The organism is Vibrio sp. SCSIO 43009 (genome assembly GCF_023716525.1).
In the GTDB taxonomy this organism is placed as follows: Bacteria; Pseudomonadota; Gammaproteobacteria; order Enterobacterales; family Vibrionaceae; genus Vibrio; species Vibrio alginolyticus.
In genome coordinates, this window is record NZ_CP071842.1 from 53,643 (window position 1) to 70,643 (window position 17,001).

General features: G+C 46.3%; 15 protein-coding genes. 9 read left to right on the forward strand and 6 right to left on the reverse strand.

Annotated features, from left to right (window positions below):
* Positions 1 to 26: 26 nt before the first annotated feature.
* The 3 genes from J4N43_RS00245 to rarD form a co-directional block, all read right to left on the reverse strand.
* Positions 27 to 686, reverse strand: a complete 660-nt coding sequence (locus J4N43_RS00245) for a LysE family translocator (protein ID WP_005378776.1) — start codon at positions 684 to 686, stop codon at positions 27 to 29.
* A 91-nt stretch (positions 687 to 777) separates the two neighbouring features.
* Positions 778 to 1,575, reverse strand: a complete 798-nt coding sequence (locus J4N43_RS00250; RefSeq protein ID WP_005382915.1) for an AraC family transcriptional regulator — start codon at positions 1,573 to 1,575, stop codon at positions 778 to 780.
* A gap of 71 nt (positions 1,576 to 1,646) precedes the next feature.
* Positions 1,647 to 2,564: an EamA family transporter RarD gene (gene rarD, locus J4N43_RS00255; protein WP_005382912.1), complete on the reverse strand. Its 918-nt coding sequence runs from the start codon at positions 2,562 to 2,564 to the stop codon at positions 1,647 to 1,649.
* A gap of 178 nt (positions 2,565 to 2,742) precedes the next feature.
* Here rarD and recQ point away from each other — a divergent pair, with 178 nt between their 5' ends.
* The 3 genes from recQ (at position 2,743) to J4N43_RS00270 (ending at position 5,802) form a co-directional block, all read left to right on the forward strand.
* Positions 2,743 to 4,578 (forward strand): ATP-dependent DNA helicase RecQ, encoded by a 1,836-nt coding sequence (gene recQ, locus J4N43_RS00260; protein WP_062730803.1) that lies wholly within the window; start codon positions 2,743 to 2,745, stop codon positions 4,576 to 4,578.
* Between the two features lie 9 nt (positions 4,579 to 4,587).
* The gene (locus J4N43_RS00265) at positions 4,588 to 4,893 is read left to right on the forward strand and encodes a DUF3630 family protein (RefSeq protein WP_005378772.1); all 306 of its coding nucleotides are present in this window, start codon (positions 4,588 to 4,590) and stop codon (positions 4,891 to 4,893) included.
* A gap of 234 nt (positions 4,894 to 5,127) precedes the next feature.
* Positions 5,128 to 5,802: a 7-cyano-7-deazaguanine/7-aminomethyl-7-deazaguanine transporter gene (locus J4N43_RS00270; RefSeq protein WP_005378770.1), complete on the forward strand. Its 675-nt coding sequence runs from the start codon at positions 5,128 to 5,130 to the stop codon at positions 5,800 to 5,802.
* Between the two features lie 223 nt (positions 5,803 to 6,025).
* Here J4N43_RS00270 and J4N43_RS00275 read toward each other — a convergent pair whose 3' ends face one another.
* The 3 genes from J4N43_RS00275 to rhlB form a co-directional block, all read right to left on the reverse strand.
* Positions 6,026 to 7,669, reverse strand: coding sequence for a sugar nucleotide-binding protein (locus J4N43_RS00275; protein WP_053306515.1), 1,644 nt, complete (start codon positions 7,667 to 7,669; stop codon positions 6,026 to 6,028).
* Positions 7,670 to 7,841: 172 nt separating this feature from the next.
* A complete protein-coding gene (gene gppA / locus J4N43_RS00280) occupies positions 7,842 to 9,335 on the reverse strand; it encodes a guanosine-5'-triphosphate,3'-diphosphate diphosphatase (protein WP_053306516.1) in 1,494 nt (497 codons plus the stop codon).
* A 20-nt stretch (positions 9,336 to 9,355) separates the two neighbouring features.
* A complete protein-coding gene (gene rhlB, locus J4N43_RS00285) occupies positions 9,356 to 10,675 on the reverse strand; it encodes an ATP-dependent RNA helicase RhlB (RefSeq protein ID WP_005378764.1) in 1,320 nt (439 codons plus the stop codon).
* Between the two features lie 111 nt (positions 10,676 to 10,786).
* Between rhlB and trxA the strand changes: the two genes are divergently transcribed.
* The 6 genes from trxA (at position 10,787) to fre (ending at position 16,607) form a co-directional block, all read left to right on the forward strand.
* Entirely contained in the window at positions 10,787 to 11,113 is a 327-nt protein-coding gene (gene trxA / locus J4N43_RS00290) for a thioredoxin TrxA (protein WP_004745500.1), read from the forward strand.
* A 196-nt stretch (positions 11,114 to 11,309) separates the two neighbouring features.
* On the forward strand, positions 11,310 to 12,569 hold the full coding sequence (rho, locus tag J4N43_RS00295; RefSeq protein ID WP_005378757.1) for a transcription termination factor Rho: 1,260 nt from the start codon (positions 11,310 to 11,312) through the stop codon (positions 12,567 to 12,569).
* Between the two features lie 106 nt (positions 12,570 to 12,675).
* On the forward strand, positions 12,676 to 13,668 hold the full coding sequence (locus J4N43_RS00300) for a hypothetical protein (protein WP_017821790.1): 993 nt from the start codon (positions 12,676 to 12,678) through the stop codon (positions 13,666 to 13,668).
* A 91-nt stretch (positions 13,669 to 13,759) separates the two neighbouring features.
* Positions 13,760 to 15,613, forward strand: coding sequence for a 4-hydroxy-3-polyprenylbenzoate decarboxylase (gene ubiD / locus J4N43_RS00305; protein WP_005378755.1), 1,854 nt, complete (start codon positions 13,760 to 13,762; stop codon positions 15,611 to 15,613).
* On the forward strand, positions 15,610 to 15,879 hold the full coding sequence (locus J4N43_RS00310; protein WP_009696789.1) for a 2Fe-2S iron-sulfur cluster-binding protein: 270 nt from the start codon (positions 15,610 to 15,612) through the stop codon (positions 15,877 to 15,879). Before ubiD ends, J4N43_RS00310 begins: the two co-directional genes overlap by 4 nt.
* Positions 15,880 to 15,893: 14 nt before the next feature.
* Positions 15,894 to 16,607: an NAD(P)H-flavin reductase gene (fre, locus tag J4N43_RS00315; protein WP_033907312.1), complete on the forward strand. Its 714-nt coding sequence runs from the start codon at positions 15,894 to 15,896 to the stop codon at positions 16,605 to 16,607.
* Positions 16,608 to 17,001 lie beyond the last annotated feature (394 nt).

A 17,001-nucleotide genomic window follows, 5' to 3' on the forward strand; every position in this document is an offset into this window, starting at 1 on the left:
TTGTGCTACGCTTTTAAATCAGTACTTTATCCGATAAAAGTATTGATAGTTTGGTATAGAATACTGCCGCCCACTAGAGTAAATACCACGCCGCATAGACCGTCGATGTAGATACCCGCTTGTTGCAATTTACGCTGTAAGCGCTGTGTCGACAGCATCCATGCAAGGCTAGAGAACCAGAATAGCGACAAGCCAAACAGGATGACCAGTGCAATACCTTTGCCAGTAATCGACATACCTGCTGGGACTAAACTCGACATCAAACTGACAAAGAACACCAGGGCTTTTGGGTTAAGAATGTTGGTCGCAAACCCTTTAGCAAACGCTTGACGCTTATTGCTGATCACTAGGTTATTTTGCTTCTTAGGTTGATCCGTCAGTGGGTTTTGGATCATCGAGATCACGGCACGCAATGCGCCAATTCCTAAGTAGAGCAGGTAACTACCACCGAGCAGTTGTACCACGGAATACAGCACTGGGTGCTGGTGGACGACAAAACTCACACCTGTCAGGCTGAACAAAGAGTGCAGCAAAATACCGACGGACAATCCCAACGCAATGTACAAGCCAGTTTGACGACCATGACGCGTCGCATTTTGTACGACCAGCGCAAAGTCCGGACCTGGACTCATTAGGGCAATAAAGTGAATGCTGGCGAGTGTCAGCAATATGGTGGATTCATTCATAACACATCTCAAATTTAACCAATGCGGCTATTGTCGTGGTAAGTCACCTGTGGCGCTTGTAAAAAACTGACAGCTTTCTCGGTAAATGAAATTAACGAGCCACTTGAGAAGGGGAAACGCCGTAGGTCTGTTTAAACGCTTTGCTGAAATGCGCTTGATCATAGAAACCGATTTGATGAGCGACGTCGGTACCACATTGACCAGCTTGCAGTAACTTCATGCCTTGTTCAAGGCGCAGGCGTGCGAACCATGCATAAGGCGTCATGCCAGTTTGCGCTTTAAAGTGGCGCTGGAACTGAGTTGGGCTCAGTTGGCACAGCTCTGAAAGTGAATCCAAACGCACCGCTTGGTCAAGGTTAGCCATTAGATAATCTTTTAACGTCCCAAGAGATTGGTTTCCTAGCGGCACCACTTTTTGTCGCTCAAGCGATCCGTAGCGATCAAAAAGTTGGTTAAATCCTTCAAAAGGAAGGCAATCTTTGGTGAGTTGGCTGAGGTTTTCACGACGAAGCAGCCCGTGTAAGTTACTAAGTTGTGAAAATATCTGCGGATCCGAGATGATCAGTTCGTTGAAGTGTATTATTTGACCGTTTTGCTTAAGATCAGCCAGATCGCTCAATAGATGAGGTTCGATCGCAAACACATTTACTTCGTAGCCACTCTCGAGCTTAGATTGCCCGTCGTGCAGCTCATCCGGCGGCATAATCACAATTTGCCCGTGACCAACTTGGTGGCTATTACCTTGGTATTGGAACTTCTGCGCACCATGCGTGATCAGGCCGAGATGAAAATCCAGATGGTAATGCCTTTGAAAAGCAAATTTCTGGTATTTCGCCTCTATTAGACTCAAGTTGTCATGGTCGGTTGCGTAGTACTGAATATGTTCCATTAAATAAAAAAGCTTGGTCACATTATGACCAAGCTTATCTGGCAATTTCTAACTTGTCTTGTAAAAAACGATCACTGTGGCTGAACGATTCGGCGTGAGCGACGGTTATTACGTAATCCATCAAAGCTAAACACGACTAGTGCTCCCCAAATAAAGACGAAAGTGATCGCTTTATCCATGGTAAAGGGTTCGCCATACATCAATACTGCAAGTAAAAACATTAAGCTTGGGCCTATATATTGGAAAAAGCCCAAAGTCGATAATTTGAGTCTTGTTGCTGCACCCGTAAAGCACAGCAGTGGCAGGGTTGTTATAACCCCAGCCGCGATCAACAAACTATTTAACGTAAGTGGATTCGTAAGCATATTTGAGGTTGGTGTATCGGCAACAAAAAGCAAATAAACAGCGGCCACTGGCAGTAGAAGTAATGTCTCGATAAACAAGCCAGTTTTTGCATCGACACTGACTTTCTTTCTTAATAAGCCATAAAAGCCGAAGCTCATTGCTAACGCCATCGCAACAACAGGTACGGAGCCAAATACAATCAGTTGAACGAGTACGCCACAACCTGCCAATACAACCGCGAACCACTGTAATTTACGCAGTCGCTCACCAAGGAAGACCATCCCGAGTAAGACGTTGATCAGTGGGTTAATGTAATAACCTAAGCTGGCGTCGAGCATATGATTCGAGTTTACCGCCCAAATGAAAATCAACCAATTACCGCCAATTAGCATGGAACTTGCGATCAGGTAAGCGATTTTCGTTTTGTCTTTCGCGATGTGGTAAGCCGAGCGCCAGTGACGGCCAAAATGGAGGAGTGCAGCAAGCAAAAAGAAAGACCATATCACTCGGTGGCTTAGAATTTCCAAAGGAGATACTTGTGCGATGGACTTAAAGTACATCGGCGCAATGCCCCACATGGTATACGCACCAATCGCTAGCAAGATACCTTGCCGCGCGCGTTGTTGTTCGTCTTCTGGTGTCATGAAGTGTCACCTAATTGTGTGTTTTATAGAGCAGAAAATCAGTATACGAGTCGTGATGCGAAACACCTAACAATTTGCGGTTTTATTCACCATGAAACCCCATTACAATGTGCCCTCACTTTGTGTGCCAGTGGTATGCATAAGCACCTCTTTTTTAAGACCCAATCTGAGACTTTTCATGACCTCGACCTTGTTAGCCGAACAATCTGATTCGCCTGTAACGCCTCAACGTGTGTTGGAGGATGTGTTTGGTTACCAAGAGTTCCGTGATGGTCAGCAATTAGTGATTGACGCCGCGATAGAAGGTCGCGACAGCTTAGTTATCCTGCCTACTGGTGGCGGTAAGTCGCTGTGTTATCAAATTCCTGCTTTGGTTCGCTCTGGTATTACTTTGGTGATTTCTCCGCTTATCTCGCTGATGAAAGACCAAGTGGACCAGCTTAAAGCCAACGGTGTAGCGGCTGAATGCATTAACTCGACCATGACTCGTGAAGAACTGCTCAGCGTGTATAACCGCATGCACACTGGTCATCTTAAGTTGGTGTACGTCTCGCCAGAACGCGTATTAATGCGTGACTTCATTGAACGTTTGGAAAACCTGCCGTTATCGATGATTGCCGTTGATGAAGCGCACTGTATTTCCCAGTGGGGACACGACTTCCGTCCAGAATATGCCGCGCTTGGTCAACTTAAGCAGCAGTTTTCCCATGTGCCATTTATGGCGCTGACGGCGACCGCAGATGACGCAACGCGCCGAGATATTCTTGAACGTCTGCAACTGAATAATCCAGAGGTTTACCTAGGCAGCTTCGACCGTCCCAACATTCGCTACAACTTAGTTGAGAAGCACAAGCCGGTTTCGCAAATCGTTCGTTATCTTGAAACCCAAAAGGGGAATTGCGGCATCATCTATTGTGGTAGCCGTAAGAAAGTTGAGATGGTGACCGAGAAGCTGTGCAACAACCACATTCGTGCTGCTGGTTATCACGCAGGTATGGACGCTGATGAGCGCGCTTACGTTCAAGAAGCTTTCCAACGTGATGACATCCAAATTGTAGTGGCGACCGTCGCATTCGGTATGGGCATCAACAAACCAAACGTGCGCTTTGTGGTTCACTTCGATATCCCGCGAAATATCGAATCCTACTATCAGGAAACGGGTCGTGCAGGGCGTGATGGTCTACCTGCGGAAGCCATGATGTTGTATGACCCAGCGGACATCAGTTGGCTGCGCCGTATGTTGGATGAGAAAGACGATGGTCCACAGAAGCAGGTGGAAACCCACAAACTGAATGCGATGAGTGCCTTTGCTGAGGCGCAGACTTGTCGTCGTCAGGTGCTATTGAATTACTTTGGTGAGTATCGTGAGAAGCCATGTGGCAACTGCGATATTTGCTTAGATCCACCGAAGCACTTTGATGCCACGGAAGAAGCACGTAAGGCGTTGTCTTGTGTGTACCGAGTGAATCAGAGCTTTGGTATGGGCTACGTGGTAGAGGTGCTACGTGGTATGCAAAACATTCGTGTACGTGAAAATGGGCACGATAAGATTTCTACCTACGCGATAGGGCGCGACCACAGCCACGATTACTGGGTGAGTATCTTCCGTCAGTTAATCCACAAAGGGCTGCTGTTCCAAAACATCACGCGTAACTCAACGCTGCAACTTACCGAAGAAGCGCGTCCGCTGCTACGTGGCGATGTGACCCTAGAGTTAGCGGTTCCGCGTTTAGACACCGCAGCACGTGCGGCGAAGTCGGACAAACTGACCAGCAAGAACTACGACAAAAAGCTGTTTGCTAAGTTACGTAAGCTGCGTAAGTCGATTGCTGATGAAGATGGTTTGCCACCATACGTGGTCTTCAGTGACGCGACTCTGATTGATATGGCGGAAATTCTGCCAACGTCTTACGGCGAAATGCTTGCAGTCAGCGGTGTTGGTCAGCGCAAACTAGAGAAGTACGCCGATCCATTCCTCGATTTGATTCAAGAACACATTACTCACCACGGATAAGGAACCAAGATGCAAAAGGAATTTGGCTTAGCGGATTACATGGCACAAGAAGGGCGCTTAATCATTACCGCGCCGAGCTTTGACCTTGATAGCTTTCCTGCTTTAGGTGAGCGTTTAGTCGGCTTGCTTTCTGCTACTGTGGTGGAAAAACAGTGGGATGCGGACATTCACTCTTGGTTGATTGACTTTGAAGGTTGCCGACTGTTTATGAAAGCAGAGCATTACAGCGAAGCGATTTGGTTTGAAGCGTTAGCGATTGAAGAGAGCAGGGAAGAGTTGGATTATCTTGCAGGGTTGTTCCAGCGCGGCTTCTAAAAATAGAATTTTTCTAGAGAGGGTGTTTCACATGAAACACCCTTTTTTATGCTTAAACGTTTGCGTCAAACAGACGACTTGCGGCGAAAAGTGGTTAATGTATAATCGCCCACCGCTTCGCTCAGAAAGAGCCAAGCCAGTTTATTTTTCATTTTACATTGTTGGTAAGAGCCACTTTATTCAGTGACTCGATTTGGGTTCCCTCACCCCCAAACCAAACTAAAAAGGTATCGCATGAGTAACTTTACCCCTGCGCAGCAGCGCAACGCCCTTATCTATCTGGTTCTATTCCACCTAGTCATTATTGCATCTAGCAATTACCTAGTTCAGCTACCGTTTACTATCTTCGGTTTCCATACCACTTGGGGTGCATTCACTTTCCCATTTATCTTCTTAGCGACTGACTTAACTGTGCGTATTTTCGGTGCTCAGTTGGCACGTAAGATCATCTTCTTAGTGATGTTGCCTGCTTTGGCAGTGTCTTACTTCTTATCGGTGGTGTTCTTCGAAGGTCAATTCCAAGGTTTTGGCCACCTAGGGGAATTTAACTTATTCGTTGCTCGTATCGCGATTGCTAGCTTCATGGCGTACCTACTTGGTCAGATCATGGATGTGCATGTGTTCAACCGCCTACGTCAAATGAAGCAATGGTGGGTGGCACCAACGTGTTCAACGCTTTTCGGTAATGCACTTGATACCATCGCTTTCTTCGCCATTGCGTTCTACCAAAGCCCAGATCCATTTATGGCTGAGCATTGGACGGAAATCGCGCTGGTGGATTACGGCTTCAAACTGATTATTAGTCTTGGTTTGTTCGTTCCTATGTATGGCGTACTACTGAATTACCTAATTAAGAAGCTGACTGCGGTGAACCCTGACTTTAAGGTGACCACAAGCGTTCAGTCTTAATATCAGTGGGAACCCCGAAAGCCGCTTGCTCAAATCAAGCGGCTTTTTTGTGCCTGTTTACTTGGGGTTAGAGGGTTTTGTACAGCATGGGGAGTAATTAGATCATGGATGTCCAAAAGCTCCCTAAGCTGTACAAAGGTAAAAATGGAGTAATAAAAAAGGTCCCGAGTGAGACCTTTTTATCGAAGTTACGGAACGTAGAGGAAGCTAGTTGGTGAAATGGCTAACGGAGCATCTTCTCAATCAAAATGGCTTTTTGCGCATCGAAGGCGCCAAGTTGCAGGCCGTTCTCCCAACTGATGCTTTGATTGAACATCGCCAGCATCAAACCGACACTGCGTTGATTGGCGTCCTGCCAGCAATCAGATTCGCTGTACTCTCCATCATTTATCGCGTTGCCATTAACGAGAATGGGCTCGAAACGCCATTTTTCGCCGACACGGTAGTAGCCTTTACTGGTTAAGGTCTGGTTGGATTGAATCGTTAAAATGTGCTCGATGCCCGGCTCACCGGTTAATTCAAATACAAATCTTAGCTGGTGGTCGCCACATTGCAGCTCAACGATCAGTTGGCCGTTTTCCTCAATCAGTGTTGATTGAGAGTAGTCTCCAAAGCAGTGCAGCAACCAAGAAATAGGGTGACTGGCTGTTTCAAGAAACCACTCTTTGAGTGTGAAGGTGCCCGGTAGGTTAACTTGGGTGATTAGATTGACCACACAAGGTTGGGTTTGCGAGGTGAGCCATTTCTCTATCGTCTTGGCGGTCTCTAGCTGAGCAAAGGCGTAATTAACCAATAGGTTGGAGTTCGGTTGCTGCCAGTGAGTGATGTCGGAATTCAATCCCACCAATGGCTTTTCACAAATCAGCTTGGTTGAACCTAACGTCTTTATGATCTCTGCATGAGTATGCGCAGGTGTCGCGATGGTCACGACATCGAGTTGTTTGAGTGCGCTGATGTTCGTTTCTGCCTTTAGGATTGCTTCCTCACTGCACGCTTGCTGAAGCGGTTCTATTTGGTTGGCGCATAACGTTGTGACCGATACACCATTGTTTCGATAGTGGGGAATGTGCGTGCGTCCCCAGTTGATTCCTATGATGCCAGCTTGTTTGATTTGCTCTGGCTTGTTGAAACGTTCACTCAATGGCGGCAAGGCAATTCGTTCATCTGTTAGACGTTGGTCATGGTGATAATCATTGCTTGGCAGCACTTGCCATGGCTTGTTGTAATGCTGCTTGAGTGCACAAACGAGTTCGTAGAAATTCCACTTATCCTTTAAGTTGCTATCAAAATGGTATAAACCTGCTTCGTTCCGCTCAATAAGCTGCAAAAAGGCGAGTGCAGTATCGTCCATATGAGAAGTCGCGGGATACCAAACTGTACTAGCGGTAATAACGCCGTTCTCTTCATATTGGCGGTCGAGATGCGCCAACATGTTATTGCCTTCTGCTTGGTGATGGAGCTGCCAACCAATTCGAGCAATCATCGCATCTGGGTTTGCTTGCCAGATTGCATCTTCACAACGAACTTTGTATTTGCCGTATTCATCTTGGGTGTTTCTTTCTTCAAAGATGCCATAAGGCCCATTTTTTGTGGCATCAAATACCATTGCTGTACTGACAAAAAGATAAGGAATGTTGCGCTGTTTGCAGTGCTCACCAAGCCACGCTGCCCACGCTTCACTCCCCATCGCCATGTGGCACACCGCATCAATGTGGTGCTGTTGCCAAAATTGCTCACTTTGCTGTGGATCATCTGGTGGGATTTGGTGGTGATTCCATTCCAATACGTTCCAGCCACGGAGGTGGAACTGATGAGCAACTTTAGGGGCGAGGGTGCCAGTTAAGCCAGTCATTAAAACGGTTTTCATTATGGTGCATCTTGGTTGGCTAAATCGTGCTTATCAATAAAGCATGGCTGTTTTTCGATGTAGAGCGGAGAAGCTGAGATTTTTGCTGGGCAGCACGTTTTGTAGGGGAAGTAGAAGCAAAAAAACCCAAGCGAACGCCTGGGCTTTAGTATTGTAAGGCAGTGATATTCGCTTATTTTGCTACGATATTTAATGGCCAGCCGATGTCTGTCTGACGGTTGGATTCAATTTCCAACTCAGCCGCAGTCAGTGGGTTTTTCTCTAGCCATTGCGCATCAATGTGTAACGTTAGATTGTCGCCTTCAACCGTTAGAGTCACATTTGGCTCTAGATCAGGATTGCGACGATGGCTGAGTAGAACCGCAAGACGCAACAGTCTCAATACTCGTTTGGCACTTGAGCCTGATAATGCATGCTGCTCAGGTAAAGAAGTGAGTTGTTCGCGATAGCGACGAGCCACTTCACCAATAAAGAACTTCTGCGCGCGCGTGTAACCAGGCAGATCCAAATTCTGCAGCAAGTAAGCACTATGCTCTCCGCCTTTTTTGAAATCGATAGTTAAGCCAATTTCATGCAGTTTTGCGGCGGTCTCGAGTAATATCTTGCCCTGAGGCTCTGTAATCCACTCATCGCCCCCAGCTTGCTGTAAAAGCGTGTGTGCCAGACTAGCGACTTGTTCACCGTATTGGTGATCGAGCTGATAGCGATTTTGTACGCTAGCGATAGTGCGGGCACGAATGTCTTCTTGACGAAGCTCTTCAACCATCTCATACACTAAGCCTTCGCGTAGTGCGCCGCCAGCCAGTGTCATAGCATCGATTTCAAGCAATTCAAAAACGGCAATCAAAATAGAGAGGCCACTAGGGAACACTAATGCACGCTCAAGTGTTAAGCCTTCAATATCGAGCTCTTCTAAATGGTCGGCCAACATGGCTTGCTTCTGTAGACGCTTGAGTTTGGAGTGAGTGATTACTTCGTCCATGCCTTGCGCCAGCATTATCTCTTGCAATGCCTGAACAGTGCCTGATGCACCAACACACACATCCCAACCAATTTCTGTATAACGTTCTAAAATCGGCTGGATGGTCTGTTTCGCTCCTTCAATTGCCGCGTCAAAGTTACGAGCATTCAATTGGCGATCTTTAAAGAAGTTTTCAAGCCAAGTCACGCAGCCCATTTTTAAGCTGGTCAGTGCTTTGGCTTCAAAACCTTCCCCGATAATCAGTTCGGTACTTGCTCCACCGATATCGACTACAAGGCGACGACCACTACCGCCAGAGGTGTGAGCGACACCTTTATAGATAGTGGCAGCTTCTTCTTCACCAGTAATCACTTCGATAGGCTGGCCTAGAATTTGGTTAGCCTTTTCTAAAAACACATCTACATTGGTCGCGGTACGTAATGTTGCTGTACCGACGATGCGAATGTTTTGTTTAGGAATGTCCTGCAAGCGTTCCGCAAATAGACTTAAGCAGTCCCATCCTCGCTGCATAGCTTCCATACTAAGAGAATTATGTTCATCTAAGCCCGCTGCTAGACGAACTTTGCGCTTAATTTTAGCCATTGTTTGAACGCTGCCATCGATGTGACGCACAACGAGCATGTGAAAACTGTTCGACCCGAGGTCGATGGCGGCATATAGCGGTGATGATCCTGCTTGACTCATAAAACGAACTCAGTTTCCTATTACGATTGTTTTGGTGCCGATTGACGCGGTTGGCGTGGACGACGTCCCTGCGGCTTACGGTTACCAGAACCAGAGCGGGTACCGCCAGTATTCGTGCGGCGCTGTTGGTTGCGTGGTGCACGCATACGAATCGGAGCCGGTAGATCTTGAATCAGTGCCGACGAATCGTACTCTGAAACTGGGATTGTGTGCTCAATGTATTCTTCGATTGCTGGTAGGTTAACCGCGTACTCTTCACAAGCAAAACTGATCGAATGACCGCTCGCACCAGCGCGACCAGTACGGCCAATACGGTGAACATAATCTTCACAGTCGTCAGGAAGGTCGTAGTTGAAAACGTGCGTTACCTGAGGAATATGCAGGCCACGCGCTGCAACGTCAGTTGCAACTAAGATGTCGACATCACCTTTGGTGAATTGCTCAAGAATCTTCTCACGCTTCTTCTGCGGTACATCGCCAGTAAGAAGGCCTACACGATGTCCATCGGCAGCCAAATGACCCCAAACCGATTCACACTTATGCTTGGTATTGGCAAAAATGATAGCGCGATCTGGCCACTCTTCTTCAATTAGTGTTTGAAGCAGCGCCATTTTGTCTTCATTCGAAGGATAGAAAAGCTCTTCCTGGATACGGTGGCCAGTTTTTTGTTCTGGTTCGACAACGACATGCTCAGGAGTATTCATGTGTTCGAATGCCAGTTCTTGAACGCGGTAAGACAGCGTTGCTGAGAACAGCATGTTCAAACGCTCTTTTGGCTCAGGCATACGACGGAACAAGAAGCGAATGTCTTTAATAAAGCCAAGATCGAACATGCGGTCGGCTTCGTCCAGAACAACAGCTTGAATGTTGTTGAGGTTAAATACGCGCTGTTTGTAGAAATCGATGATACGGCCTGTTGTTCCGATCAGAATATCTACGCCGTCTTGCAGTTTCGCAAGTTGCTTGTCGTAGCTTTCACCACCGTAAGCTAGAGCGGTTTTTAGACCTGTGCTTTCAGTTAATGATTCTGCATCATTGTAAATCTGAATAGCGAGCTCACGTGTAGGCGCCATAATAATTGCGCGTGGCTGTGTAGGCTTACGACCTTCATGTTCCGGAGTCGTCAGAAGGTGGTTGAACGTAGCAGTAAGAAACGCGAGCGTTTTACCAGTACCCGTTTGGGCCTGGCCTGCGATGTCTTGGCCGGTGAGCAGGACCGGCAACGCCAAGGCTTGGATAGGGGTACAAAATTCGAACCCTTTTTTGTCCAATCCTTCAATAACTTGGGGCTTTAAGCCCAAATCGGCGAACTTTTGCTCTGTGATATGCGTCTTTTTCATGGCTATAGAATATCAGCTAAAGCTTGCAATACGAAAGTAAATACATTCCAATAGGGCATCTAATTACTGGTTATCATCCAACCAGTTTCGAAAAACACATTGGAGTGGAAGATGAGTGATAAGATTTTGCAGCTAACTGATGACGGTTTTGAAAACGATGTAATCAACGCTGCAGGCCCGGTTCTAGTGGATTTTTGGGCAGAATGGTGTGGTCCTTGTAAAATGATCGCTCCTATTTTGGACGAAATCGCAGACGAGTACGAAGGCAAACTCACTATCGGTAAACTAAACATCGACCATAACGCAGGTACACCACCTAAGTTTGGTATTCGCGGCATTCCAACGCTATTACTATTTAAAGATGGTAACGTAGCGGCAACGAAAGTAGGTGCTCTGTCTAAAACTCAACTAAAAGAGTTCCTAGACGCAAACTTATAATCACCAAGTGATTACAGATAAAACCGTGCAAAGTTACAATGCACGGTTTTGTTTTTCTAACTCTGGACTAGAATACTAATTAGTGCTAACTTATCGCGCGTTAATTGAACAAATTTCTCTTCTTGGTCGATCCTGAGACCAAATCCATCTTAACTAGAAAACAGATCTTATTTTGACTAAACAAGAATCCACCACCATGAACCTTACCGAACTGAAGAACAGACCTGTGTCTGACCTTGTAAAACTGGGCGAAAGCTTAGGATTAGAGAACCTAGCTCGCTTAAGAAAACAAGACATCATCTTCGCGATTTTAAAAGCGCACGCTAAAGGCGGCGAAGACATCTTTGGCGATGGGGTTCTGGAAATTCTGCAAGACGGCTTTGGTTTCCTACGCAGTGCAGATAGTTCATACCTTGCGGGTCCGGACGATATCTACGTATCACCAAGTCAGATTCGTCGCTTTAACCTACGTACTGGTGACTCTATCGCTGGCAAAATTCGTCCACCAAAAGACGGTGAACGTTACTTTGCCCTTCTAAAAGTCAATACCGTTAACGACGATAAACCAGACAACGCCCGTAACAAGATCCTATTTGAAAACCTTACCCCTCTACATGCGAATGAGCGCATGGTTATGGAGCGTGGTAACGGTTCAACAGAAGACATTACAGCACGTGTTTTAGACTTGGCATCGCCAATCGGTAAAGGTCAACGTGGTCTGATTGTTGCTCCGCCTAAAGCGGGTAAAACAATGCTTCTGCAAAACATCGCGCAAAGCATCGCGTACAACCACCCAGAGTGTGAGTTGATGGTTCTTCTTATCGACGAACGTCCAGAAGAAGTAACTGAGATGCAGCGCCTAGTTAAAGGTGAAGTGGTTGCGTCGACTTTCGATGAGCCAGCATCTCGTCACGTACAAGTAGCGGAAATGGTAATCGAGAAGGCAAAACGTCTTGTTGAACATAAGAAAGACGTGGTTATCTTGCTTGACTCTATCACTCGCCTAGCTCGTGCTTACAACACCGTAGTGCCTTCATCAGGTAAAGTACTAACAGGTGGTGTGGATGCAAACGCATTACATCGTCCTAAGCGTTTCTTCGGTGCTGCACGTAACGTAGAAGAAGGCGGCAGCCTAACTATCATCGCAACGGCACTAGTAGATACTGGTTCTAAAATGGATGAAGTTATCTACGAAGAGTTCAAGGGTACAGGTAACATGGAACTGCACTTGAACCGTAAGATTGCTGAGAAGCGTGTATTCCCTGCGATTGACTTCAACCGCTCAGGTACACGTCGTGAAGAGCTACTGACGAAGACTGACGAACTACAGAAGATGTGGATTCTGCGTAAGATCGTTCACCCAATGGGCGAAATCGACGCAATGGAATTCCTAATCGATAAGCTAGCGATGACGAAGACCAACGATGAGTTCTTCGATGCGATGCGTCGTCAATAGTCTCAGATAAGTCATTCTGCGAAAAGCCACCGTATATCGGTGGCTTTTTTATTGCTTTCTCCCGATAGAAGTATCAGAATGAAGGAAATGTTATCGGGAGGTTAACATGCAACAAGGAATGTTGTCGTCATTACTCCTGAGCTTGTCACTTATCACTCTACCTGCGACATTATCTGCCAAGGAAATGCATGAGTCTGTAGTAGAGCAGTGGCTTCAGGATACTCAAATACAGGCTAAAGTCTCTGAACTGCTTGATTACGCTGTCAGAGATGAAGTCGACTCGCTTAAATTTGCCCTTGATCGACTTGCTTTGCCTCAACAAGAGGTGGTGCGCTTTCAATTATTGGAAAAGCTTGAAAAGCAAGATGTGATTCTCACGCCTCGAATGGCTCTGTTTGTTGAGTCCCAGATCCGTATGACCCCGACTTATCAAGTGTTAGAGCGAGGTGATGGGTATGAATTTAGTGTACCCGCTTTTAACTTTCCCGTTATTGCGAGTCGCTTGATTAAGCGTTGGAAACAAGACCAAAGTACCTTGGACTTTGTCTTACAAGCTGAACGAAGAGAGCTTAACTTAAAGCAATGGCTTACAGGGCCATCTCAACAAGCTCAAGCGCGTGAAGCGCTTTTGATTCGAGAGTTAGACAGTTTATCACCCAACGCGCTTGCTGCATTAACGGCCCAGTTAACCAAAGCAAATGTGACCAGTTGGTTACCCTCGACGGCCGTGATAGTCAGGTTGGCACAAGTTAGTCAGGATGAGGAAGTGTACAACTTACTCTGGCGGATGAAAGCCGATTACAACAGCCAGTCCGAACTTGAGCGTTTAGCTGCGGTTGGAGACGTTTTTTCCATTCAGCAATTGATGAATGCCACAGTTAACCCATCACTCAAGCCAGAAGCTATTAGTCTACTTACAAAATCTAACCCTCTATCTCCGCAAGTAAAGCAGTTTCTAGTTAGAAAAATGGCGTTATCAGAAGAAGCAACCATGGTTGCTCGAGAGCTTGCTCAACAAGGGCATCAAACCTGGTTGGAAGAGTTAGTATCTTCGAACCATCAGATAAAGACTCGGCAGATTGAACAAGTATTAAAGTAATCTTGCTCACATACCCACACAAAATAGGAGGATCTTAGCGTCCTCCTATTTGTTATACTGCGGACAGTTTAATCAGCCAGCATGAAGGCCTATGAGTTTTAAGGATTTACGCGAATTTATCGACCACCTAGAACAGAAAGGTCGACTTAAACGCATCACTCACCCTGTCGATCCCGCTTATGAAATGACAGAAATCAGCGACCGCACCTTGCGTGCTGGTGGACCTGCGCTGTTGTTTGAGAACCCAATCGGCTACGACGTACCTGTTTTGACTAACCTGTTTGGTACACCAGAGCGTGTCGCAATTGGCATGGGACGTGAAGACGTTAAAGAATTAAGAGAAGTCGGTAAGCTGCTGGCTTATTTAAAAGAACCTGAGCCACCAAAAGGCTTCAAAGACGCTTTAGAAAAACTGCCTGTGTTCAAACAAGTATTGAACATGCCGGCTAAGCGTTTACGTAAAGCACCATGCCAAGACATTGTTTGGCAAGGTGATGAAGTCGACTTGGATAAAATTCCGGTAATGAGCTGCTGGGCAGAAGATGTAGCGCCGCTGCTTACTTGGGGCTTAACCGTAACCAAAGGTCCAAATAAGAAACGTCAGAACCTAGGCATTTACCGTCAGCAGAAAATTGCCAAGAACAAAATCATCATGCGTTGGTTAGCCCATCGTGGTGGTGCGCTTGATCTGCGCGATTGGATGGAAACCAACCCAGGTAAACCTTTCCCAGTTTCGGTCGCGTTCGGTGCAGACCCAGCAACCATTCTTGGCGCAGTAACACCAGTGCCAGATACGCTATCGGAATACGCATTTGCAGGTTTGCTACGTGGAAGCAAAACGGAAGTCGTGAAGTCAGTCAGCAACGATTTGGAAGTGCCAGCGAGCGCGGAAATCGTGATGGAAGGCTATATCGACCCGAACGAGTTTGCTGATGAAGGTCCTTACGGTGACCACACTGGCTACTATAACGAAAAAGAAAAGCACCACGTATTTACTATTACGCACATTACTATGCGTAAAGACCCTATTTATCACAGCACCTACACAGGTCGTCCGCCAGATGAACCAGCTGTATTGGGTGTGGCATTAAACGAAGTGTTTGTGCCTATTCTGCAAAAGCAATTCCCAGAGATTGAAGACTTCTATCTTCCGCCAGAAGGTTGTTCGTACCGAATGGCCGTCGTCACCATGAAGAAGCAGTACCCAGGACATGCCAAGCGCGTAATGATGGGCGTGTGGTCTTTCTTACGTCAATTCATGTATACCAAGTTTGTTATTGTGTGCGATGAATCGGTAAACGCACGAGATTGGAATGATGTCGTGAAAGCCATGTCAGAGCATATGGATCCTGTACGTGATACCTTGATGATAGATAACACGCCAATCGACTCGCTCGACTTTGCTTCACCAGTGGTTGGGCTTGGCTCCAAAATGGGCTTGGATGCGACCATTAAATGGGATGCCGAGCTGGCGACGCGAACCGAGGTCACTGAGCGAGACAGCAAAGCGATTACCGAAGCAGAACTAAATGAGTTGAAACAGCAACGCCCTGAGATTGTTGACGTCTATCTTCCAGTTACAGCAAACAACCAATTTGCTGTCGTGACTATGAAGAAAGACCAAGCTGGTCAATCCCAAGAATTGATGGAACATCTATGGGGCTTCTTTGCTCAGTACACGGATAACAAATTCATCATTTTGTGCGACGATGACGTTAATGCACGAGATTGGAATGACATCATTTGGGCGGTGACAACTCGAATGGACCCAGATAGAGACACGATTCAAGTGCTTGGTAAGACTGAGAGTTCATCCCAATTAGGACTGGATGCGACCAACAAGTTCGAATCTGAAGTCACGCGCGAGTGGGGTACGCCTATCAAAAAAGATCCTAAACTTGTGGCTAAAGTTGATGAGATTTGGGACCAGTTAGGTATTCTATGAGTCATCAAGTCCACCTTCTACCAATGGACGTTACGTTCCAAGTAAAAGAAGGGGAGACGGTGTTGGAAGCTGCGCTCAACAACAATATTCGCTTCCCGCACCGTTGCCAAGTTGGCGCTTGCGCCATGTGCATGTGTAAAAAGCTAACGGGCGAGGTGAGCTATCACCTCGAACCGATGCTAACCGAAAAAGAGCAACAGCAAGGTTGGATATTCCCTTGCCAAGCCTATACAGAAAGTAATTTAGTGCTTACTTTTGACGAGTAAGCGAGAGGAACACCATGACCATCCAATGTAAAGTAAAGTCTATTCAGCCGTTAGCTTGTAATACTTACCAAATCCTTCTTCATCCAGAATCACCAGTGCCTTTTAAAGCGGGTCAGTACCTAATGGTGGTGATGGGTGAAAAAGACAAACGTCCTTTCTCTATCGCAAGCAGCCCTTGTCGTCATGAAGGTGAACTTGAACTGCACATCGGTGCGGCGGAACACAACGCTTATGCACAAGAAGTTGTCGAAGCAATGCAAGCGGCGCTTGAAACTGATGGTCAGATTGAAATTGATGCGCCACATGGCGATGCTTGGGTTCAAGAAGATAGTGAACGCCCGCTGTTATTGATCGCTGGTGGTACAGGTTTTAGTTACGTACGTTCGATTCTGGATCATTGCGTAGCGCAGAATAAAACCAATCCTATCTATTTATATTGGGGGGCGCGCGATAACTGCCAGCTTTATGCTAAAGACGAACTGGTCGAGATTGCCGACAAGTTTGCCAATGTTCATTTTGTGCCAGTAGTAGAAGAAGCTCCTGCAGACTGGCAAGGTAAAGTTGGTAACGTGCTACAAGCTGTAGCTGAAGATTTCGAAAGCTTAGAAAACTACGATATCTATATTGCAGGTCGTTTTGAAATGGCTGGCGCAGCACGTGAACAGTTCACTCAGAACAAGAAAGCGAAGAGCGAACGTATGTTCGCAGACGCGTACGCATTCATTTAAATACGGCTTTTAAGGCAGAAAAAGAGGGTTTTTTACCCTCTTTTTTGCTTTTTTGATGAAATAGTCATCGAACAGTCATTTTTTTCCATTTTTTTTCAAAAAAGGGTTGCGAACGGATCTGAGTTCCCTATAATGCGCATCCACCGACACGGCAGACGCGATAAGGCTTCAGCAGGGTCGGAGAGGTGAAAGCTTCTACGAAAAATAAAATTGAAAAAAAGTGTTTGACACTCTCAATTATCTCGTTAGAATGCACCTCCGCTTTGAGAGAAAAACTTCTCGCAAAGCAAGCTCTTTAACAATATAGACCTATCAATCTGTGTGGGCACTCGTTGATGATAATCCAATTAGAAGCTTCGGCTTCAAATTAGGTTTCAATGAAACGAAGTGACCA

Excerpts from the sequence above, each read along its gene's own strand:
- J4N43_RS00275 (WP_053306515.1), bottom strand. The coding sequence starts at position 7,669 with ATGAAAACCGTTTTAATGACTGGCTTAACTGGCACCCTCGCCCCTAAA.
- J4N43_RS00245 (WP_005378776.1), bottom strand. The coding sequence starts at position 686 with ATGAATGAATCCACCATATTGCTGACACTCGCCAGCATTCACTTTATT.
- J4N43_RS00310 (WP_009696789.1), top strand. The coding sequence starts at position 15,610 with ATGAGTCATCAAGTCCACCTTCTACCAATGGACGTTACGTTCCAAGTA.
- J4N43_RS00270 (WP_005378770.1), top strand. The coding sequence starts at position 5,128 with ATGAGTAACTTTACCCCTGCGCAGCAGCGCAACGCCCTTATCTATCTG.
- rarD (WP_005382912.1), bottom strand. The coding sequence starts at position 2,564 with ATGACACCAGAAGACGAACAACAACGCGCGCGGCAAGGTATCTTGCTA.
- rho (WP_005378757.1), top strand. The coding sequence starts at position 11,310 with ATGAACCTTACCGAACTGAAGAACAGACCTGTGTCTGACCTTGTAAAA.
- J4N43_RS00265 (WP_005378772.1), top strand. The coding sequence starts at position 4,588 with ATGCAAAAGGAATTTGGCTTAGCGGATTACATGGCACAAGAAGGGCGC.
- recQ (WP_062730803.1), top strand. The coding sequence starts at position 2,743 with ATGACCTCGACCTTGTTAGCCGAACAATCTGATTCGCCTGTAACGCCT.
- gppA (WP_053306516.1), bottom strand. The coding sequence starts at position 9,335 with ATGAGTCAAGCAGGATCATCACCGCTATATGCCGCCATCGACCTCGGG.
- rhlB (WP_005378764.1), bottom strand. The coding sequence starts at position 10,675 with ATGAAAAAGACGCATATCACAGAGCAAAAGTTCGCCGATTTGGGCTTA.
- J4N43_RS00300 (WP_017821790.1), top strand. The coding sequence starts at position 12,676 with ATGCAACAAGGAATGTTGTCGTCATTACTCCTGAGCTTGTCACTTATC.
- fre (WP_033907312.1), top strand. The coding sequence starts at position 15,894 with ATGACCATCCAATGTAAAGTAAAGTCTATTCAGCCGTTAGCTTGTAAT.
- ubiD (WP_005378755.1), top strand. The coding sequence starts at position 13,760 with ATGAGTTTTAAGGATTTACGCGAATTTATCGACCACCTAGAACAGAAA.
- J4N43_RS00250 (WP_005382915.1), bottom strand. The coding sequence starts at position 1,575 with ATGGAACATATTCAGTACTACGCAACCGACCATGACAACTTGAGTCTA.
- trxA (WP_004745500.1), top strand. The coding sequence starts at position 10,787 with ATGAGTGATAAGATTTTGCAGCTAACTGATGACGGTTTTGAAAACGAT.